The sequence below is a fragment of the Hyphomonas sp. genome (assembly GCF_017792385.1).
In the GTDB taxonomy this organism is placed as follows: Bacteria; Pseudomonadota; Alphaproteobacteria; order Caulobacterales; family Hyphomonadaceae; genus Hyphomonas.
The window spans coordinates 2,720,621-2,739,721 of the sequence record NZ_CP051230.1; the positions used below are offsets into that span (position 1 = coordinate 2,720,621).

Sequence of the window (19,101 nt, forward strand, 5' to 3'; positions counted from 1 at the left end):
CTGGGGTTTACGGGAGAACACCACATGCTGACCAGACTCGCCACGCTGACTGCAGGCGCAGCTGCCGTTTCACTGCCGGCTTTGGCACAGGCCGCGCCGAGCGCCGCCGGCCCCAGCATCATGAGCCAGGTCCTGCTGTTCCTGCCTCTGATCCTGATCTTCTACTTCCTGCTGATCCGTCCGCAGCAACAGCGCGCGAAAAAGCACAAGGCCCTGATCGAGGGCATCAAGAAGGGTGACACCGTCATCACGTCCGGCGGTCTGGTCGGCAAGGTGACGAAAGCCGGCGAAACGGAAATCACGGTCGAACTGGCCGACGGTGTGCGCGTCCAGATCATCAAGCAGATGATCATTGATGTGCGTGACCGCAACCAGCCTGTCGCCGCCAACGACTAAGGGGCGTGCGGCCCGGTTGGCCCGCCTCATTGCAAGGATATCCGCATGCTTCAGTTCCCACCCTGGAAGGTCGCTCTCATTCTCCTCACCCTGACCTGGGGCGTCGTCATGGCGCTGCCCAATGTGGTGAACATGGACAATGCGCCGGGCTTCATGCCCAAGAAAGGCGTGAATCTGGGGCTCGACCTGCAGGGCGGTGTCTATCTGATGATGGAGATCAACCCGGATGAGGTGATCGCCAACCGTCTGGAGGTGTTCGCGGGCGACATTCGCAGCTCCCTGTCGAACGTGTCCCCGTCCGAGCGCATTGGTCACCTGTCCGATGTCGAAGGCCGCGAACTCGTGGTCACGCTGACCCGGCCGGATGCCGACGGCAATTTGCCGATGGATGAAGCCTTGCGCCGGATCCGCAAGCTGAACGGCACCGTCGAAGGCGCCATTGGCGGTGCGAAGACCTATGAAATCGAATCGCGCGGGACGGACCGCATCATCGTGACCGTGCCCGCAGCATCGGAAGAGGCCCTGATGAAGGATGCCCTCGGCAAGACGATGACCATCGTCCGCCGCCGGGTCGATCCGGATGGTGTCTCTGAAATCGCGATCACGCCACAGGGCAATGACAGGATCATCCTGGAAGCCCCGGGGGAGCCTGATCCGCAACGCCTGAAAGACTTGCTCAGCCGTGACGGCAAGATGACTTTCAACCTGGTCGACAACAGCCCGGCCGCGCTCCAGTCCGCACAGGCTGGGGTTGTACGTGCGGGCTATCGCCTGCTGGAAGGCCCCACGACCGGCCCGCTTCTGGTGCGCAACATACCGGAAGTCACCGGCGCGGACATTGCCAATGCGGCGCAGGGCTTCGACGAAGCCAACCGGCCGCAGATCAATTTCCGCCTGAACAGTAATGGCGCGCGGAAATTCTATGAAACGACGCGAAACAATTCCGGCAAGCTGTTTGCCATTGTGCTGGACGATTCCATCATGTCCGCTCCGCGCATCAACGAGCCGATTCCAGGTGGAAACGTGCGCATTACCGGCGACTTCACACAGGAAGAAGCGCAGGATCTTGCAGCCATTATCGAGGCCGGCGAGATGCCGGCCAAGGTGCAGTTCCTTGACCAGCGGACCGTCAGCGCCACGCTTGGGCATGACTCGATCCGGGCAGGCACGCGCGCCTCTCTGATCGGCCTCGCCCTGGTCGCCATCTTCATGATTATCGCCTATGGTCTTATGGGTGGTTTCGCCGTTGGCTCGCTGGCCGCGAACATCGTCCTGATCCTCGGGGCTTTGTCCGGCCTCGGGGCGACGCTGACCCTTCCGGGCATCGCCGGCATCATCCTGACCATCGGTATGGCGGTGGACGCCAACGTGCTGGTCTTCGAACGTATTCGTGAGGAGCAGCGCAATGGACGCTCGCCCCTGACGGCTGTGCAGGCGGGATATGAACGCGCCTTCTCGACTATTCTCGATGCCAACGTCACCACATTGATTGCGGCCATCATTCTTTATCTGCTGGGCTCGGGTCCGGTGAAGGGCTTCGCCGTGACGCTGGCCATCGGCATCGTGACGTCGGTGTTCACGGCCTTCGTCGTGACGCGATGGTTCACCGTCATGTGGCTGAAGACATTCCGCCCCAAGAAGCTCGCGGTCTAGGCCCGGAGGAGACACGACATGCTACTCAAATTCTGGCCTGAAAAGACCAATCTCAGCTTCATGAATCTGCGCCTCTTCGGGGCGGTGATTTCCACGTTGCTGATCGCAGCGTCGATCTTCTTCCTTGCAACGCGCGGGCTTAATTTCGGGGTCGATTTTGCAGGCGGTACGGTCATGGAACTGGAACAGACCGAGACGATCACGGTTGAAGCCGTTCGGGAAGCCATGCCCCTCAATGCAGACGTGAACAGCGCGGTCGGAACCGATGCCCGTTCCATCGTTGTGGTGAAATATGGTGAAGCCGATGCGGCGATTCTTGGCGAAGCGTTTCAGGCCCTGCCGGCTGCCGAGCAGGCTGAGCGGGCAACAGGCGCGACCAATGAACTGGTGACCAGCACGCTGAAAGACGCGCTGGGAATCACGGATGCGCAGATTTTGCGGAATGACTCGGTCGGCCCGAAGGTATCCCAGGAATTGTTCCGGGATGGCATCACGGCCCTGATTGCTGCACTCGTCCTGATGCTGATCTATATCTGGTTCCGGTTCGAGTGGCAGTTCTCAGTCGGCGCCGTGGCCGCTCTTGCGCATGACGTGATCATCACGCTGGGCGTGTTTGCGTTCCTGCAACTCGAGTTCAACCTGACCACCATCGCGGCGCTGCTGACGATCATCGGCTACTCGATGAATGACACGGTGGTTGTGTTCGACCGGGTGCGGGAAGAAAAGCGGAAGTACAAGAAGATGCCCGACAAGGAGGTCATCGACCTTGCCCTGAACGGCACGCTGTCGCGGACCTTGCTGACATCCGGCACAACCCTGCTGGCGCTGTTGGCCATCTTCTTCCTCGGCGGGCCCGTCCTGCGCGGCATGAGCTTCGCGCTGATATGGGGTGTCCTGATCGGGACCTATTCCTCGGTCTTCATCGCGTCCACAATCGTTCTGGCGCTGGGCATGGATTTGACGAAGAAGCCGGTCGAGGATGTGCCGGGCTTCCAGGCCTAGAGGTCGCGCCGGGCTACTCGCCCAAAACGATCATCTTGTCCATCAGCGCATCGACTGCCGATTTCGGGGTGTCGCAATGCACCAGGGCACTGCGGAAGGCGTCCGGCGTGAAGCCGCCATCGATGATGTGTTCCATCAGTTCGAAGAAGGGGGACCAGAAGCCATCCTCATCCAGGAAGGCCATGGGCTTGGCGTGCAGGCCCAGCCGCGCCCATGACAGGATTTCCACGGCTTCTTCCAACGTGCCAATGCCGCCTGGCAGCACGATGAAGGCCTCCGATTCGTCGAACATCATCTGCTTGCGCGTATGCATGTCATCGACGATCCGGTGTTCCACCTCCTCGTAGATCATTTCCTTGCTCAGCAGGAAGCGCGGCATGATGCCAAGCACGTCGCCAGCGGATTCATGTGCCGCCCGGGCGCAGGCACCCATCAGGCCGATTCCGCCGCCGCCATACACCATCCGGATGTCGCGGCGCGCAAGTTCGCGGCCCAATTCCTCGGCCAGCTTGATATAGCCCGGCGCAACATCATCGGAGGCTCCGCAATATACGCAGATGGATTTTATCTTCGTCATGCGGTTCAGCCCTTTCATCTTGACGACACGCGCCTGTGCGCCAGCCCTATATGGGGGCTGTGACCGGCGGGCCAGTGACATTTTCAGGACGTTTTGCGCCCGAGTGCAACACGCAGGGTTTGTGGATCTGCGATTTCATCCCATATCCGGGCGATGACAAATTCCCATACCGCCTCGTCTGATCAGGACAAGATCGAAAGCGCTGATGGCGGGATCGGGGTCTCCATCCTTCGCATCCTGAAACTGCTGGCGCGGCCGGAACTGGCGAAATGGCGTCCCGTCATGGTGATCGCCCTCGTCGTCACGCTGGCCGCGTCTGTTCTGGAGGTGGTGTCACCGCTGCTGCTCGGGCACGCGATCAACCGCGCCGTGCCGGAAGGCGGGGAAGCGGCAGCGTTCGGCGCGGCTGCGCTCTGGTTGGCACTCGGCATCGGGGTGCGTTTCCTCGCTGCGGCCCTGCCGCAAATCCGCGACTGGCTGTTCTCGCCGGTCAGTCAGGATGCCCAAAGGGTGGCCAGTGTCGACGCGTTCGGCCATGCCCAGTCCCTGTCGCTGAACTTCCACCAGACTCGCCGCACCGGCGCCCTCAACCGGGTAATCGAGCGGGGAGCGAATGCGATCGACTATCTGATCCGCTTTCTCGCCTTCAATATCGGCCCCACCTTTGTTCGCCTGGTGCTTGCCTCCGTCGCGCTGGGAGTCGCCTATGACTATCGTCTGTCGCTGATCGCGGTGGTCACCATCATCATCTATGTCATCGCAACCGTAATCATCACCGAATGGCGCGTGCGCCAGCGGCGGCGGATGAATGAAGCGGATACGCATTTCCGCGCAACCTCGGTGGACATTCTGACCAATTTTGAAACGGTCAAGGCCTTCGCGGCGGAACGGCGTGAAACCGGGCGGTTCAATGCGGCAATGCGCAATTACAATCATCGCTATGTCGATGCGGTGCGGTCAATGTATGTGCTGAACGCGGCGCAGGCGCTGATCATGAATGCCGGACTGTTGGCCGTACTGGTGCTGTCGGCGTGGAATGTCATCCAGGGCACCATGCTTGTGGGCGACCTGACCGCTGTCATGCTGATGCTGTTGTCACTGTATGCGCCGCTGAACATTCTCGGTTGGGCCTGGCGCGAGATCAAGCAGGGCGCGGTGGACCTCGAGAAGCTCTACGGCCTGCTGGCCATGAAGACCGAAGTCGCGGATGCGCCGGATGCCGCAGAACTCAAGCGGCCGGAAGGCAAGGTCGAATTCCGCGATGTGGGCTTCAATCATGAAGGCCGGGCCATCGGCGTGCAGGATATCAGCTTCACTGTTCAGCCCGGACGAAAGATCGCCTTCGTCGGTACATCCGGCGCCGGCAAGTCCACATTGCTCAAACTGCTGTTCCGCTTCTACGATGTCGACTCGGGCTCGGTCCTGGTTGACGGGCGGGATGTGCGTTCCCTGACCCAGGAATCCTTGCGGAAATCCCTCGGCCTCGTGCCGCAGGATGTTGTGCTGTTCAACGACACGCTGCGCGCCAATATTGCGTACGCACGGCCGGATGCCACCGAGGCCGACCTGCGGGACGCCGCGCGGCGTGCGCAATTGCTCGATTTCATCGAATCCTTGCCCGAAGGCTGGAACACGCGTGTGGGTGAACGGGGGCTGAAACTGTCCGGCGGAGAGAAACAGCGTGTCGGAATCGCCCGGGTGATTCTGGCGGATCCGTCGATTCTGGTGCTCGATGAGGCAACATCGGCGCTCGACAGTGCGACCGAGGCCGCCGTACAGGACGCGCTGGATGAGGCGGCGCAGGGGCGCACCACGCTGATGGTGGCTCACCGTTTGTCCACAGTGAGTTCTGCTGACGAGATACTGGTTCTGGACTCTGGACGCGTGGTGGAACGTGGGGGACACTCGGACCTGCTGACCCAGAACGGCAAATATGCTGAAATGTGGGAACGTCAGGCCAAGAACACAGAAAGTGCGCTTGCGGCTGAATAGGAATGGGGACGGACATGAGTGATGACCTTGAGCGAAGAACCGCGCCCTGGTTGACCGGCGGGCTGGACTGGGAAGGAGTGGCTGCGGCGCTTGCAGCCTTCCTGTTTGCGTTGCTGTTTGGCTGGTTCTGGCCACCATTGTTCTGGCTGTGGTTTGCCGTGATGGTCGCCATGCTCTTGGCGGCACGCTGGGACACGCGCTTCAGCCCGGACCTGGCAAATGGAATCATCGCGCCGTGCGACGGGGTTGTCGTTTCGGCGGTGCCGGCCGATCCGCCGAGCGAACTGCGCATGTCGGACGGACCGACGCTGCGGATTCGAATCTCCTCGTCACCGGCCACCACCAACCGGCTGTACGCGCCGATTGCCGGCAAGCTCGAGAGCCTGATCACCGAAGAGGGCGAGCCGAGCGTACCTGTCGCCATGCGGCCGGATGCCGACGGTTTGGCGGTATCCTATTTCCTGTTCGAAAGCCGTGGCCAGCAAGTGGGTGTCCGGCTCGCGACCGGCGGACTTGGCCCGCGTCAGGAACTCGAAGCTGAAAGCGGTGACATTCTGCGGATGGGACGGGTCATCGGAAAGCGCCGGCTGGGCGGGTGGTGCGATATCTATCTGCCGGCATCGGCGGGACAGCTGGTCTGGCCGGGACAGACCCTGGTGGGCGGTGAAACCGTTCTCGGGCGACTGAAATCCAGCGAAGATGCTGCCTCTCAGGAATTCACGTCCGGTGAGGCTGGCGAATTGCCGCTTGGCGTGACGAATGATGATTTCGAGGATGAGACCTATCCGGAGCCGGACGAGGCGGAAACGCCGGACGACCCGGCCGTTCTGTTCGCCCGACTGAAGGAAGCCGCCAAGAAGAAGCCGGTCGACGACTAGTCTTCCTGCTGCGGCGCGTTCCGGTTCATCCAGGCAAAGATCGGTTTGAAGGGAAGAATCCACCCGATTCCTGCGAAGACATAAAACAGCAGGACGGCCCATTTCGGCCAATCCGAGACCATCGGCCCGACTGTGCCGATCATGACGATCCAGCCGATCATGAAACCGAGCAGGAATATGCTGGCAATGATTTTTCGGACCGGATAGCTCATCGTCTTCTCTTCCAGGTGCACATGCGACTCCGCTGCCCCTTGCACCGGCTCGTGCTTGGATCATGTATCGCGCATGAGCGAAACGTCAAAAATCAGTCCTTCCGCCCTCTGGATACGTCGCTGGCTCGTTCTGGTCGGCTTGATGGTCTACGCCATGATCCTGATCGGCGGTGCCACGAGACTGACCGATTCCGGCCTGTCCATCACCGAGTGGAACCCGGTCAGCGGCGCGCTGCCGCCGCTGTCCAGCGCGGCCTGGGAGGTCGAGTTCGCAAAGTACCGCGAGACGGCAGAATACCAGTTGGTGAATCAGGGCATGTCGATGGCCGAGTTCCAGAAGATCTTCTGGTGGGAATGGGGGCATCGTTTCTTCGGCCGGATGATCGGCTTGGTCGCGGTGCTGGGGGCCGCTGTGTTTGCCGTGCGGGGATGGCTCTCACGCCGTCTGGGCTGGCATCTCGTATCCCTGATCGGCCTGGGAGGCCTTCAGGGTGCCATCGGCTGGTGGATGGTGGCCAGCGGCATAGGCGAGACGACGCGGGTCGATGTCGCGCCTTACCGGCTGATGACCCACTTCACGCTTGCCCTGTTGATCATCGCCTATGTCACCTGGCTCTGGCTGGATCTGGGCGAAAAAGCGCGTCCGGGCGTTGCGCGCTCTGTGCGCACAGCGTCGCTGGTGCTTCTTGGGGCCATTTTCGTTCAGATGGCCGCCGGTGCGCTCGTGGCGGGTCTGGACGCGGGCCGATCCTATAATGACTGGCCTTTGATGGCGGGAGAACTGGTGCCGTCTCATTATCTCGAGGAGGGGCTCGGCCTGCGCAGCCTGTTCGAGGGACGTGCCGCGACGCAGTTCAATCACCGCCTGTTGGCCTATGCAATCTGGATCGGTGCGGTTGCGGCGGCATGGGGCTTCCGCAAGACCCCACTTTGCCGGGACTTTCGCTGGCTGGCCGCGCTTGTCACGCTGCAGGCCGTGTGGGGGATCCTGACTCTGGTGCACGCCGCCCCGATGAACCTCGCATTGGTTCATCAGGGACTGGGGGTCATTGTGACTCTGGCAGCGGTCCGGCTGGTCTGGCGGGCCTCAGGGCAGGCGCCTAGTGCGCCCCCGCAAGGGTAATCGCACTGGGGTCCACGAACACAGCCTGATGCTGGTCCGGGGCCGTCTCGCCGGCAATGACGATTACGCCGCCCGGATAGCCCCCATTCATCATCGTGCCGTGCGCGGTCATGGCGTCCGGACTGTCTGGTGCGATGACCGTGATTCCATCCCGCACAATGACCGGTGTGTTCGTCATGCCCATATCGGTCGAGATCTGCAGACCGGTGTCCGTCTCGATCGACAACAAGGCGTCGAATTCACCGCGTGTCAGCGCAACGGCGCTTGTGGCACGTGGGGAGGCGACGAGCGTGTCGCTGGTGAAGGCACAGGACCTGATATTGAAGTCGGTAAACGTCGACTCGCCGGCATCCCAGGAGAACTCGCCGTTTGCCTCGTGCAGGATGCCTGTCTGCAGGACCCGGTCATTGGTGGCGGTCCAGTAGGCAAGCCGCATGATGCCGGATGTCACATTCGGACTGGCGCACAGACCTGCAACTGACCCGTTGACCGGAGCGGGCAAGTCGACCTGGGCCGGTGCCACCAGGCCTTCACCATACAGATAGGCCTTGAGTTCTCCCTGGCGTGTGATTCCCGGGAAAATGGTGACCGTGCTGCCCGAAAGGGTCGCGCTCTGGCCGCTTCCCAGGGCCGTGACGCGGAAATTCGCCGGTTCACCCAGAATTTCGCCATTCATGTTGAACAATTGCAGGCCGCCCTGCTCAAAGGAAACCGCCATCAGGCCGCCGAGTCCACCCGACAGCGCTACTGCGTTGACGGGGCCGGCCAGGGGGCGTGTCGACCAGACGGCTGGAAGCTCCAGATTTCCGGATATTTCAGGGGTGTCGGGCTGTGGTTCCGGCGCCTCGGCTTTCTTCGAGCACCCAACTGCTGTAAAAAGCAGGGCGAGGCCAAGCCCTGCGTTGACAACCGGGGAAGTGGCGCTTAAACGCCAGCGCTTGAATTGCATTCCATGAACTCCGAAAGCGAGAGGCTCTAAGTAGAGCGATGAAAACCTATAACGCACCAGCCAACGTAGAGCACAACTGGGTCGTGATCGACGCGACCGATGTCGTCGTCGGACGCCTTGCTTCATATGTTGCCAAGCGCCTGCGCGGCAAGCACCGTGCTGACTTTACACCGCATATCGATACCGGCGATCACGTCGTGATCATCAATGCCGACAAGGTGAAATTCACCGGTCGCAAGATGACCGACAAGGTCTACTACCGTCACACCGGTTATCCGGGCGGTATCAAGTCCACGACGCCCGAGAAGATTCTGAACGGCCGTTTCCCGGAGCGCGCAATCGAGCTCGCCGTGAAGCGCATGATGCCGAAGGAAAGCCCGCTGGCCCGCAAGCAGTTCTCCAAACTGCACGTCTATGGCGGCGCCGAGCACCCGCACGAAGCCCAGAAGCCCGACACTGTCGACTTCAAAGCCATGAACCGCAAGAACACCAAGGCGGCCTGATCAACATGACTGACACTGCAAACTCCCTCCAGGACCTCGGCGCCATTTCCGGCGCTACGGAAGCTGACGCCCCGGTTGTTCCGGCCGAGCCGAAGATCGATGCCCAGGGCCGCGCCTATGGCACCGGCCGCCGGAAAGAGGCTGTCGCCCGCGTCTGGATCAAGCCGGGTACCGGCAAGATCACGATCAATGGCCGCGATCAGGAACAGTATTTTGCGCGCCCCGTGCTGCGCATGGTGATCGCCCAGCCGCTGGTCGAAGCCGGCCGTGAAGGCGAGTTTGACATTGTTGCAACCGTGAAGGGCTCCGGCCTGTCCGGTCAGGCTGGCGCTGTGCGCCACGGCCTCTCGCGCGCTCTCGTCAATTACGAGCCGGGCCTGCGCAAGGTTCTGAAGCCGTTCGGCTTCATGACCCGCGACCCGCGCGTCGTCGAACGCAAGAAGTACGGTCGTGCGAAAGCTCGCCGCAGCTTCCAGTTCTCGAAGCGCTAGACCGCACACCGAATACGATTGTTCAGGCGGGCGCTTCGGAGACGGAGCGCCCGTTTCATTTGTCCGGAATTGGGAAAGGGTCGGCCATGCTGCCCAAGGTTTTCATCGATGGCGAAGCCGGCACGACGGGCCTGCAGATTGCCGAACGCCTCCGTGCGCGCACCGATCTGGAACTCGTGTCCATCGATCCCGCGAAGCGTAAGGACAATGAGGAACGCGCGCGCCTGATGAATGCCGCGGATGCGGTCATCCTGTGCCTGCCGGATGATGCTGCCCGCCTGGGCGTGTCACTGGTGACCAGTCCGAATACGGTCATCATCGACGCATCGACCGCCCACCGGGTTGCGAATGGCTGGACCTATGGTTTCCCCGAGATGGACAAGGGCCAGCGTGCTGCCATTCAGGCCTCGCGCCGCATTTCCAATCCGGGCTGCTATCCGACCGGAGTAATCGCGTTGTTGCGTCCACTGGTGATGAAAGGCTTGCTGCCCGCGTCCTGGCCGGTCGTGGTGTCCGCAGTGTCCGGCTATTCCGGCGGCGGCAAGGCGATGATCGCCGAGTTCGAGGATTCGTCCTCCGAATCCTACACCCGCGACAATCACCGGATTTACGCCTTGGGCCAGACCCACAAGCATCCGCCCGAAATGAAGGCCTATGCGCGGCTGGAACAGCTCCCCTTGTTCATGCCGTCCGTGGGACGCTACGCACAGGGCATGATCGTGGAGATCGGATTGCCTCTGTGGGCGGTTTCCGGAAAGCCGAAACGGGCACAGCTGCATGCTGCCTTGTCCGAAGCCTATGCTGGTGAGCGGTTTGTGAATGTGGTGCCGCTGGCCGACACCGACATGATGAAGGGTGTCGAACCTGAAGCCTGCAACGGCACAAACCGGATGGATCTGTTCGTTTTTGGCTCGGACGATCAAGCGCGGCTTGTCGCGCGGTTCGACAATCTCGGCAAGGGCGCGTCGGGGGCGGCAGTCCAGAATCTCAACATTGCGCTCGGGCTCGAAGAGGATGCCGGCCTGACGGCATAACGCCGTTGTTTCAGCCGAGCTTGATATCTTCCAGCCGGACCCGGGCGTAACGGCCCGGAGCGGCTCCGAGGCCCATGTCCTTCGGTTGTTTGGCAGCGCCCTTGCGACCGGATTTCGGGCGCAACCAAGCCCACCATGTCGGCCACCAGGAACCGGCATGTTCCTCGGCGCCCTCCAGCCACTCTGCACCGGTTTCCGGCAGGACAGCATTATTTGTCCAGTGACAATACTTGTTGGCATCCGGGTGGTTCACCACGCCGGCAATATGTCCGGAGGCGGCCAGGATGAACTGCGTCTTGCCACCATAGACCTTTGCCGTTCGATAGACACTTTCCATCGGGCAGATATGGTCGTCCCGACTGGCCTGCACCATCACGGGGATGTCTACCTGCTTGAGGTCTACAACATCGCCGAGGACCTCGAACTGGCCCTGGGCCAGCTTGTTGTCGGCGTAGCAATCCTTCAGGTATTTGCGATGGACCTCACCGGGAATGTTGGTCTGGTCGGCATTCCAGTAAAGCAGGTCGAATGGCCTGGGCGGTTTGCCCAGCATGTACTGGTCGATCACATAGCGCCAGACCAGGTCGATGGGGCGGAGCCAGTTGAAGGTTTCATACATCATCGAGCCCGGCATGATTCCACCATGCTCCTCGATGATGGAGTCGATATAGGCCCGTCCATTGTCGTCGGTGAAGACTTTCAGGTCGCCGGCCAGGCTGAAGTCGGATTGTGAGGCGAAGAAGGTCGCTGACTTGATCCGGTCGTCGCCGTGCAGGGCCATGTGGCCCAGAGCGGAGGACAGGAGCGTCCCGCCGATGCAATACCCCACGGCATTGAGGCCCTTCTGGCCGGTCGCTTGCAGCGTTGCCTCGACCGCTGCGTAGATGCCGTTCTGGACGTAATCGTCCCAGGTGTGGTCGCGCGTGACCTCGTCTGCGGAGCGCCAGGATACCACGAATACGGACAGGCCCTTGTCCAGCAGCCAGCGGATCATGGAATTCTCCTCGCGCAGGTCGAGGATGTAGAATTTGTTGATCCAGGGCGGAAAGATCAGAAGCGGGCGGGAATAGGTTTCCTCGCCCGGCGGGGAGTACTGGATGAGTTCGATCAGGTCATTGCGGAACACGACCTGTCCCGGCGCCGTGGCGATGTTGTCCCCGAGGCTGAACGGCGTTTCGTCAGTCTGCGTGATGTAGAGCTTGCCGCCGCCCTTGCGCACATCCTCGCGGGCCATGCGGATGCCTGCCAGGATGCTTTCACCACCTGTTTCCAGGAATGTGCGAAGGGCCTGCGGATTGCTGCCGAGATGATTGGTCGGGGCCAGGCTGTCGGCCAGTTGCTGGCTGAAGAATTTGGCGCGCACGTGAATGTTGTCGGGGATGTCATCCCGCACATGATCGGCGAGGCCCATCAGCCAGTTGGCATTCAGGTCATAGGCCTTGCGCATGAATTTGAACCCGGGATTGCGCTGCCATTCCGGATCGGAGAAACGCTTGTCACGTTTCTGGGTAGCGGCACCTGTCATGCCCTCCAGGGCCATTTCCTGCCAGAGCTCCATCCAGCCCTGCATCAATTCCATATTGGCTTTCATCAGGGCTGCGGGATTGCGCGCAAATCCGTGACCGACAGCCCGGAAGGCCTCGCCGACCCCCATCGGGTCGCCATTGGTCACCGTGCCCAGCGGGCCGGACCCTGTCAGCACATCTAGCAAGAGTGCGTGAGACTCTGTATTCGCCAAGGCGAGCATGCTCATCAGCGCCTGCATTCGCATCGGGTCCTGCTGGGCAAGAATTTCTGCAAGCGTCGGAAGGCTGTTTTTATTATCCTTGCGGTCGACCATTCGTCCCAATATCGCCTTGTTTACCCGCCTCTTAGTATTCTACGGAATAATTGTGATTTAATGAGTTTAACCATGAAAAACACGGCGATTCCCCTCATAAGTGTGTCCTGCCTGCTTCTGGCGGCCTGTTCGGGGTCGTTTGCGAAAGTTCGCACGGCCATCGATCAGGCACCCGAGTGGTATGATGCGCGCCGTGTTGAAATCCGGGGCGAGGGCTATCCGGAAATCATTGACGTTCCGACCATCGAGAAAGGGCAGGCGCCGGGACAGACGCTGGAAGCGTCCAGGTCGCGGAGCGAAACACTGCGCGCGGTATTCACCGAAAGCGAACGAGCGGCCGGGCCCGCAAATGTCGCTGCCGAGATCGAAACCTTCAGGGACACGGTGCGGCGCGAATTTGCGGGCTTCGACGCCAGTTCTGATTTCCTCACGGATGAGGAAATCCTGGCAATCCGTTCCGCTTTCGATGTTCCACGAGTTACAAGGGGCCGCCGCGCCGCCAGCCGATGAATACAGATTTCCACAAGATCCGCCGCCTGCCACCCTATGTGTTTGAGCAGGTGAACCGCACCAAGGCCACACTGCGATCGCAAGGGGCCGACATCATTGACCTCGGCATGGGCAATCCCGACATGCCGACGCCAGAGCATATTGTCGACAAGCTGTGCGAGACGGCCCGCCGTCCGGACGTGAACGGGTATTCCGCTTCCCGTGGCATCAAGGGCCTGCGCCGCGCCGTCACGAATTATTATCAGCGCCGGTTTGACGTATCGCTCGACATGGACCGCGAAGTGATCGTGACGCTGGGTTCGAAGGAGGGCTTTGCCAATCTGGCGCAGGCAATCTCGGCGCCGGGCGATGTCATCCTGTCGCCGGATCCCTCCTATCCGCTGCACTCGTTCGGCTTCATTATTGCCGGAGCATCGATCCGAAGCGTACCGGCGCATACGCCGGAGGAGTATCTGTCCAATCTCGGCAAGGCCGTGAAATATTGTGTCCCGCCGCCAACAGCGATGGTTCTCTGCTTCCCGTCAAACCCGACTGCCGAAGTATGCGATCTCGATTTCTACAAGGAAGCGGTGAAGTTCGCACGCAAGCATGATCTCATCGTGCTGTCAGACCTGGCCTACAATGAAATCTATTTCGATGAGCCGACGCCTTCCATCCTGCAGGTCGACGGTGCCAAGGATATTGCGGTGGAATTCACCACCATGTCGAAAACCTATTCCATGGCCGGCTGGCGGATCGGCTTCGTTGCCGGCAACGAGAAGCTTGTCGGTGCGCTGGCCCGGGTGAAATCCTATCTGGACTATGGCGCCTACACGCCGATTCAGGTTGCCGCCGCTGCCGCCCTGGATGGCCCTCAGGATTGTGTGGACGAGTTCCGGCAGATTTACAGGGCGCGCCGGGATGTTCTGGTCGAAAGCTTCACGCGCGCCGGATGGCCCATCCCGTCCCCGAAGGCCTCCATGTTTGCCTGGGCGCCGATCCCGGAACCGCTTCGGGACATGGGCAGTCTGGAATTCTCGCTTCAACTGATCAATGAAGCGCATGTGGCGGTCGCCCCCGGAGCCGGATTTGGCGAGCAGGGCGACGGACATGTCCGGATTGCTCTCGTCGAGAATGAACAACGCATCCGCCAGGCCGCCCGGAATATCCGCAAATTTCTTCAGGCTCGCGGGATCAAGGACATCCAGCCCGCCGCGGCAGAGTAGGCTCGCAGCTTGCACGGCGTCTCTGACATTCTTTTTTCAAATGTTTCGCTAACGGGATTGGCTGCCGCGATGGTGTTTGGAGTTGTGGTTGTATCTATAGAACTCCACAAACTCTCCCGGCGCTTGGAAGAGTTAGCCGCGTTTCAGAAAGAAATAGCGGCAAAACTCGAAGAGTTGGAAGCTAGAGTGAATTCTGGCGATAGGTTTTAGCCGTCAGCCCTTTCGCCTATGCGCCAAACCCGCTATGCGCTGCCCCTGACGTAAACTCGGGAAGCAGAAGGGGCACTTCAGTGGCGCCATTGAGGATAGGTATCGCAGGGCTCGGTCATGTTGGCTGTGGTCTCATCGAACTGGTCGAGCGGCAGGAGCGCCTGCGAATTCCGGGACAGATCGAGATTACCGGCGTCAGCGCGCGCAGCCAGTCGCGCAACCGCCCGGTCGATACCAGCAAGTATCGCTGGTTCGACGATGCCGCCACGCTGGCCGAGGATCCGGAAGTCGACGTCTTTGTCGAATTGATCGGTGGCTCCGACGGGCCCGCCAAATTTGCGGTGGAAGAAGCCCTCAAGGCGGGCAAGCCTGTCGTGACCGCAAACAAGGCGCTGATTGCCAAGCATGGCATGGCCCTGGCCAAGCTGGCCGAGGAAAAACAGGTCGACCTCCTGTTCGAGGCAGCTGTCGCCGGAGGCATTCCGGTTGTGCGGGTGCTGCGGGACAGTCTGGCAGGGGTCGAGATCAATCGTGTGTCGGGTATCCTGAACGGAACCTGCAACTTCCTGACGACCGAAATGCTCGCCACCGGCCGGTCGTATGACGAGGTGCTCGCCGAAGCCCAGAAGCTGGGCTATGCGGAAGCCGATCCGACTCTGGACGTGTCGGGCATGGACGCGGCCCACAAGGCTGCGATCCTGTCCGCCATTGCCTTTTCGGCAGACCTCGATTTCTCGAAGGTCGAAGTGTCCGGTGTGGACGGGATCGAACTTCTGGACCTTCGCCTTGCCGACCGTCTGGGGTTCCGGATCAAGCTGATCGCGGAAGGTGTTTTGACCGAGGGCGGTGTGGTGTGCCGGGTTGAACCAATGGCCCTTCCGGTAGCGCACCCCCTGGCACGGATTGACGGTTCGCTGAACACGGTCCGTATAGAGGGAGATCCGGTGGGTGCGGTGACGCTGACAGGCCCGGGGGCGGGCGCTGGCCCGACGGCCAGTGCCGTCATGGGGGATGTTGCGAAGCTGTTCCGACCGGCGATCCGGCCGGCGTTCGGCCGTGCAGAGCACCATCTGGCAAGGCCGTTCACCACCGGTCGGAAGGATGAGGTTGCGCCCTTCTTCCTGCGGGTTCGGCTGGCGGACAAGCCGGGCGCGCTTGCGGCCCTGTCTGAATCGCTCGCGGCCGAGGGGGTCTCCGTCGACAAGCTGTTGCAGGATTCTGCAGATGACAGCGGCGCCAGCCCGATTGCCATTGTCACACACCGGTGCGAACGGTCGAACATGGATGCTGCCTTGGCGCGGCTGGAAAAATTTGCAATTGCTGTCGACCCGCCGCGCCTGATCAGGATCGAGTCGGCAAGCTAATTGCTTTAATCAGGCGTAGAGCCAACATGTTTTGCGCGTTCGGAGATTTGAGAACTCATGAAAAATAGCGTTCTGACGCCCAGCCTCGCCGATTCCATGGTCCGCGTGACGGAATCCGCTGCCATTGCCGCCGCCAAACTGGTTGGTCGTGGTGATGAGAAGAAAGCCGACGCCGCCGCTGTCGATGCGATGCGCACGGCGTTTAACGAAGTCGATTTCCAGGGGCGCGTCGTGATTGGCGAGGGCGAGCGCGATGAAGCGCCCATGCTGTATATCGGCGAGGAAGTCGGCACCGGCAAAGGCGCCGAGATCGACATTGCCCTCGACCCGCTGGAAGGTACCACGCTGACGGCCAAGGCCATGGCGAATGCGCTGGCCGTGCTGGCGATCGCACCGCGCGGCGGCCTGCTGTATGCGCCCGACACCTATATGGACAAGATTGCGGTCGGACCGGGATATCCGGAAGGCATTATCAGCCTTGATGCCACGCCGGCCGAAAACATCCAGGCGCTGGCCCGTCACAAGGGCGTCGACGTGTCCGACATGACGGCCTGTGTTCTGGATCGCCCGCGCCATGAAGGCATCATCGAGAGCCTGCGCTCGGTCGGTGCACGCGTGGCTCTTATCACCGATGGAGACGTCGCTGGCGTGATCGCGACCACGAACCCGCATACCGGTGTCGACCTGTATGTTGGCCAGGGAGGCGCGCCGGAAGGCGTTCTGGCGGCTGCTGCGTTGAAATGCGTCGGCGGCCAGATGTATGGCCGTCTCGTCTTCCGCAATGATGACGAGCGCAAGCGTGCCGAGCGCACCGGAATCACGGATTTCGACCGCACATACTCCCTGAACGAACTCGCCTCGGGCGACACGGTTTTCTGCGCGACCGGAGTTACCGACGGCTCCATGCTGACCGGGGTCAAATCCGCCAATGGCCGGGTGCACACCCACACGCTGGTGATGACGTCGACAGACGGCATGGTTCGGTATGTCCGGTCTGACCGAAAGGTCTGATCAGGGCGTTTCACGTCGTGTCACAGATGGGCTAGAATCACCGGGAAGCGATTCCCGGAGTGATCATGGCTGATCCTGCCCTCAGGCAAGACAACACCCTGTTTGACGTCTCAGGATCGGCGACTGGCCGGTTCTGGACCCTGGCGTCGGTCGACGAGGCGCTTGTGCGGCGTCTGCAGCCAAGCGTCGGGGGCTCCGATCTGCTCGCCCGGCTGCTGGCCACTCGCGACGTCACGCCGGAGGCGGCAGCCGCCTATCTCTCGCCGACCCTGCGGGAGACCTTTCCCGATCCATCCAGCTTCGCCGACATGGATGCCGCTGTCGGAATCGTTCTGGACGCCATTCTGGAGAAAAGGCAGGTCACCGTGTTCGCCGACTATGATGTCGATGGCGGCACCAGCTCTGCCATCCTGACACGCTATTTCCGTGCGTGGGGGCAGGAACTGGGCCTCTACGTCCCTGACCGGCTCGAGGAAGGCTATGGGCCATCTCCAGAAGCCTTCCGGCACCTGAGGGCCAAAGGGGCGGAACTGGTCATCACGGTGGATTGTGGGGCGGCTGCGGTCAGCGCGCTGGAAGAGGCCGAGGCGATCGGCTTGCCCATCGTGGTTATTGATCACCATCTGATGGCCGGACATCATCCGCCCGCCGCAGCGCTGGTCAATCCGAACCGGCCTGACTGCAATTCGGGCTGTGGACACCTGGCTGCAGCAGGCGTTGTGTTCGTGTTTGCGGCGGCGCTGAACCGGCTGGCACGGGAGCGCGGCATCGCACCGCCCGAAGGCTTGCCCGACATCATGTCCTTTCTCGATCTGGCGGCACTTGGTACGCTGTGTGACATGTCCCCGCTGCGCGGCGTAAACCGCGCCTTTGTGCGTCAGGGCCTGACCATTCTTTCGCGCGGTCAGAACGAGGGGCTGCGCGCGCTGGCGGATGTGTCGGGTATCAGCAAGGTGGACAGCGTCTATCATGCGACCTTCATGCTGGGGCCGCGTCTGAATGCGGGCGGACGCGTCGGCGACCCATGGCTGGCCGCCAAGTTGCTCGCAACAGACGACCGGGCGGAGGCCATTGCTCTGGCCGAGCGGCTGCACGCGCTGAATGACGAGCGCAAGGCGGTCGAGGCAGCCATTCTCGATCAGGCGACCGCGCAAGCTGAGCAGGCCCTGCAGAAGAATCCGGATCGCGGCATCCTGATCGCCGGAGGCGAAGGCTGGCATCCGGGTGTGATCGGAATCGTGGCCGGGCGCCTGAAGGAGCGGTTTCACCTGCCGAGCATCGTGATCGGATGGGGGCAGGGCCTCGGGCCGGTCGCGAAGGGATCGGGGCGTTCGGTGACCGGCGTAAATATCGGCGATGCGATTGCCGCCGCAGCGCGCGAAGGCGTCATCCTGTCAGGGGGTGGTCACGCCATGGCAGGCGGCCTGAGCCTCGAGCCGGAGCAGATCCCCGCCTTCGACGCCTGGATGGTGAGCCATATGGCGCAGTTCACGGCGGAGCGGGCCGCTGCGCTGGAATTGCCGGTGGACGCGGTTCTGTCTCCCGGCGCCGCTTCGCCCGGGCTGGTGGACCAGATTGCGGGCATCGGCCCCTTCGGCGTGGGCTCGCCGGAGCCAGTTTTCGCGCTTCAGTCCGTACATGTGACAGGCGTCCGGCAGGTGGGCGCGAACCATCTGAAATTCATTGCCGAGGATTCCAGCGGACGGCTCGACTGCATTGCCTGGCGCAGTGCGGACCAGCCGCTGGGCGAGGTCATCCGGCCGAATGCGCGCCTTCATCTGGTGGGGAAACTGAAGGCGGATGAGTGGAATGGACGCCGCCGTGTGCAGCTCGATGTCAGCGATGCAGCTGAGGCATGAATTATCTGCAGAAACCCCGTCCAAACCGCTTTACGAGTCAGAATTGAGCGGCTATATCGCCTGTCTTCGAGCCGATGCGGTCCCTTCGTCTATCGGTTAGGACGCCAGGTTTTCAACCTGGAAAGAGGGGTTCGATTCCCCTAGGGACTGCCACGGCTTGAATCTCCTTTGAAAACAAGGTGTTGTGCGATACCAGATCGTCGGTTTTCAACACAGTTTTCAACACGATTCGGTGCCGCTAGAACGCATCTCCCCGGGGGTCTTTTGATCGCCGGAAGGGTTCAATATGTGT

Annotated in this window: 18 protein-coding genes and 1 tRNA gene; 15 read left to right on the forward strand and 4 right to left on the reverse strand. The window is 61.5% G+C overall.

Translation table 11 applies throughout. The annotated features are described in order from the left end of the window. Positions 1-24 precede the first annotated feature (24 nt). From yajC to secF, 3 genes are read left to right on the forward strand one after another with little or no spacing between them, the layout of a single operon-like run. Positions 25-396 (forward strand): preprotein translocase subunit YajC, encoded by a 372-nt coding sequence (yajC, locus tag HF955_RS13250; RefSeq protein WP_291075658.1) that lies wholly within the window; start codon positions 25-27, stop codon positions 394-396. Positions 397-441: 45 nt separating this feature from the next. Continuing rightward, positions 442-2,049, forward strand: coding sequence for a protein translocase subunit SecD (gene secD / locus HF955_RS13255; RefSeq protein WP_291075660.1), 1,608 nt, complete (start codon positions 442-444; stop codon positions 2,047-2,049). An 18-nt stretch (positions 2,050-2,067) separates the two neighbouring features. Further along, complete coding sequence (gene secF / locus HF955_RS13260) at positions 2,068-3,051, forward strand: protein translocase subunit SecF (RefSeq protein WP_291075662.1); 984 nt, start codon at positions 2,068-2,070, stop codon at positions 3,049-3,051. 13 nt (positions 3,052-3,064) lie between these two features. Here the strand turns inward: secF and HF955_RS13265 are convergent, their stop codons facing one another. Beyond that, positions 3,065-3,628 (reverse strand): TIGR00730 family Rossman fold protein, encoded by a 564-nt coding sequence (locus tag HF955_RS13265; protein ID WP_291075663.1) that lies wholly within the window; start codon positions 3,626-3,628, stop codon positions 3,065-3,067. A 153-nt stretch (positions 3,629-3,781) separates the two neighbouring features. Here HF955_RS13265 and HF955_RS13270 point away from each other — a divergent pair, with 153 nt between their 5' ends. Continuing rightward, complete coding sequence (locus HF955_RS13270) at positions 3,782-5,620, forward strand: ABC transporter ATP-binding protein/permease (protein WP_291075665.1); 1,839 nt, start codon at positions 3,782-3,784, stop codon at positions 5,618-5,620. Between the two features lie 14 nt (positions 5,621-5,634). Next, positions 5,635-6,498, forward strand: coding sequence for a phosphatidylserine decarboxylase (locus HF955_RS13275; RefSeq protein ID WP_291075667.1), 864 nt, complete (start codon positions 5,635-5,637; stop codon positions 6,496-6,498). On the opposite strand, the gene HF955_RS13280 is transcribed toward HF955_RS13275, so the two are convergent. Continuing rightward, on the reverse strand, positions 6,495-6,710 hold the full coding sequence (locus HF955_RS13280; protein ID WP_291075669.1) for a DUF2842 domain-containing protein: 216 nt from the start codon (positions 6,708-6,710) through the stop codon (positions 6,495-6,497). The two genes, HF955_RS13275 and HF955_RS13280, sit on opposite strands and share 4 nt — an antisense overlap. A gap of 73 nt (positions 6,711-6,783) precedes the next feature. On the opposite strand from HF955_RS13280, the gene HF955_RS13285 reads away from it, so the two are divergent. After that, a complete protein-coding gene (locus HF955_RS13285; RefSeq protein ID WP_291075671.1) occupies positions 6,784-7,833 on the forward strand; it encodes a COX15/CtaA family protein in 1,050 nt (349 codons plus the stop codon). On the opposite strand, the gene HF955_RS13290 is transcribed toward HF955_RS13285, so the two are convergent. Further along, positions 7,811-8,782 (reverse strand): hypothetical protein, encoded by a 972-nt coding sequence (locus HF955_RS13290; protein ID WP_291075673.1) that lies wholly within the window; start codon positions 8,780-8,782, stop codon positions 7,811-7,813. The two genes, HF955_RS13285 and HF955_RS13290, sit on opposite strands and share 23 nt — an antisense overlap. Positions 8,783-8,820: 38 nt before the next feature. Between HF955_RS13290 and rplM the strand changes: the two genes are divergently transcribed. From rplM to argC, 3 genes are all read left to right on the forward strand, one after another. Continuing rightward, on the forward strand, positions 8,821-9,285 hold the full coding sequence (gene rplM, locus HF955_RS13295) for a 50S ribosomal protein L13 (protein WP_027838649.1): 465 nt from the start codon (positions 8,821-8,823) through the stop codon (positions 9,283-9,285). 5 nt (positions 9,286-9,290) lie between these two features. Then, on the forward strand, positions 9,291-9,776 hold the full coding sequence (gene rpsI, locus HF955_RS13300) for a 30S ribosomal protein S9 (protein WP_027838648.1): 486 nt from the start codon (positions 9,291-9,293) through the stop codon (positions 9,774-9,776). Between the two features lie 86 nt (positions 9,777-9,862). After that, positions 9,863-10,810: an N-acetyl-gamma-glutamyl-phosphate reductase gene (argC, locus tag HF955_RS13305; RefSeq protein WP_291075676.1), complete on the forward strand. Its 948-nt coding sequence runs from the start codon at positions 9,863-9,865 to the stop codon at positions 10,808-10,810. 10 nt (positions 10,811-10,820) lie between these two features. Here the strand turns inward: argC and HF955_RS13310 are convergent, their stop codons facing one another. Continuing rightward, complete coding sequence (locus tag HF955_RS13310; protein WP_291075678.1) at positions 10,821-12,650, reverse strand: class I poly(R)-hydroxyalkanoic acid synthase; 1,830 nt, start codon at positions 12,648-12,650, stop codon at positions 10,821-10,823. Positions 12,651-12,722: 72 nt separating this feature from the next. Between HF955_RS13310 and HF955_RS13315 the strand changes: the two genes are divergently transcribed. From HF955_RS13315 to HF955_RS13340, 6 genes are all read left to right on the forward strand, one after another. Then, complete coding sequence (locus HF955_RS13315; RefSeq protein ID WP_291075680.1) at positions 12,723-13,160, forward strand: hypothetical protein; 438 nt, start codon at positions 12,723-12,725, stop codon at positions 13,158-13,160. Then, positions 13,157-14,365 carry an LL-diaminopimelate aminotransferase gene (locus HF955_RS13320; protein WP_027838644.1) on the forward strand — a complete coding sequence of 403 codons (1,209 nt, stop codon included), beginning with the start codon at positions 13,157-13,159 and terminating at the stop codon, positions 14,363-14,365. The genes HF955_RS13315 and HF955_RS13320 overlap by 4 nt, the downstream gene beginning before the upstream one ends. Before the next feature lie 290 nt (positions 14,366-14,655). Continuing rightward, entirely contained in the window at positions 14,656-15,939 is a 1,284-nt protein-coding gene (locus HF955_RS13325) for a homoserine dehydrogenase (protein ID WP_027838643.1), read from the forward strand. Between the two features lie 57 nt (positions 15,940-15,996). Continuing rightward, on the forward strand, positions 15,997-16,950 hold the full coding sequence (gene glpX / locus HF955_RS13330) for a class II fructose-bisphosphatase (RefSeq protein ID WP_027838642.1): 954 nt from the start codon (positions 15,997-15,999) through the stop codon (positions 16,948-16,950). A gap of 65 nt (positions 16,951-17,015) precedes the next feature. Beyond that, the gene (recJ, locus tag HF955_RS13335) at positions 17,016-18,809 is read left to right on the forward strand and encodes a single-stranded-DNA-specific exonuclease RecJ (RefSeq protein WP_291075683.1); all 1,794 of its coding nucleotides are present in this window, start codon (positions 17,016-17,018) and stop codon (positions 18,807-18,809) included. A 78-nt stretch (positions 18,810-18,887) separates the two neighbouring features. Beyond that, positions 18,888-18,962, forward strand: a tRNA-Glu gene (locus HF955_RS13340). Positions 18,963-19,101 lie beyond the last annotated feature (139 nt).

What these genes read in the sequence shown, in the direction of transcription:
- secD (WP_291075660.1), top strand. Translation starts at nt 442, where the DNA reads ATGCTTCAGTTCCCACCCTGGAAGGTCGCTCTCATTCTCCTCACCCTG.
- rpsI (WP_027838648.1), top strand. Translation starts at nt 9,291, where the DNA reads ATGACTGACACTGCAAACTCCCTCCAGGACCTCGGCGCCATTTCCGGC.
- argC (WP_291075676.1), top strand. Translation starts at nt 9,863, where the DNA reads ATGCTGCCCAAGGTTTTCATCGATGGCGAAGCCGGCACGACGGGCCTG.
- recJ (WP_291075683.1), top strand. Translation starts at nt 17,016, where the DNA reads ATGGCTGATCCTGCCCTCAGGCAAGACAACACCCTGTTTGACGTCTCA.
- glpX (WP_027838642.1), top strand. Translation starts at nt 15,997, where the DNA reads ATGAAAAATAGCGTTCTGACGCCCAGCCTCGCCGATTCCATGGTCCGC.
- HF955_RS13290 (WP_291075673.1), bottom strand. Translation starts at nt 8,782, where the DNA reads ATGCAATTCAAGCGCTGGCGTTTAAGCGCCACTTCCCCGGTTGTCAAC.
- HF955_RS13315 (WP_291075680.1), top strand. Translation starts at nt 12,723, where the DNA reads ATGAAAAACACGGCGATTCCCCTCATAAGTGTGTCCTGCCTGCTTCTG.
- HF955_RS13285 (WP_291075671.1), top strand. Translation starts at nt 6,784, where the DNA reads ATGAGCGAAACGTCAAAAATCAGTCCTTCCGCCCTCTGGATACGTCGC.
- HF955_RS13265 (WP_291075663.1), bottom strand. Translation starts at nt 3,628, where the DNA reads ATGACGAAGATAAAATCCATCTGCGTATATTGCGGAGCCTCCGATGAT.
- rplM (WP_027838649.1), top strand. Translation starts at nt 8,821, where the DNA reads ATGAAAACCTATAACGCACCAGCCAACGTAGAGCACAACTGGGTCGTG.
- HF955_RS13280 (WP_291075669.1), bottom strand. Translation starts at nt 6,710, where the DNA reads ATGAGCTATCCGGTCCGAAAAATCATTGCCAGCATATTCCTGCTCGGT.
- secF (WP_291075662.1), top strand. Translation starts at nt 2,068, where the DNA reads ATGCTACTCAAATTCTGGCCTGAAAAGACCAATCTCAGCTTCATGAAT.
- HF955_RS13310 (WP_291075678.1), bottom strand. Translation starts at nt 12,650, where the DNA reads ATGGTCGACCGCAAGGATAATAAAAACAGCCTTCCGACGCTTGCAGAA.
- HF955_RS13275 (WP_291075667.1), top strand. Translation starts at nt 5,635, where the DNA reads ATGAGTGATGACCTTGAGCGAAGAACCGCGCCCTGGTTGACCGGCGGG.
- HF955_RS13270 (WP_291075665.1), top strand. Translation starts at nt 3,782, where the DNA reads ATGACAAATTCCCATACCGCCTCGTCTGATCAGGACAAGATCGAAAGC.
- HF955_RS13320 (WP_027838644.1), top strand. Translation starts at nt 13,157, where the DNA reads ATGAATACAGATTTCCACAAGATCCGCCGCCTGCCACCCTATGTGTTT.
- yajC (WP_291075658.1), top strand. Translation starts at nt 25, where the DNA reads ATGCTGACCAGACTCGCCACGCTGACTGCAGGCGCAGCTGCCGTTTCA.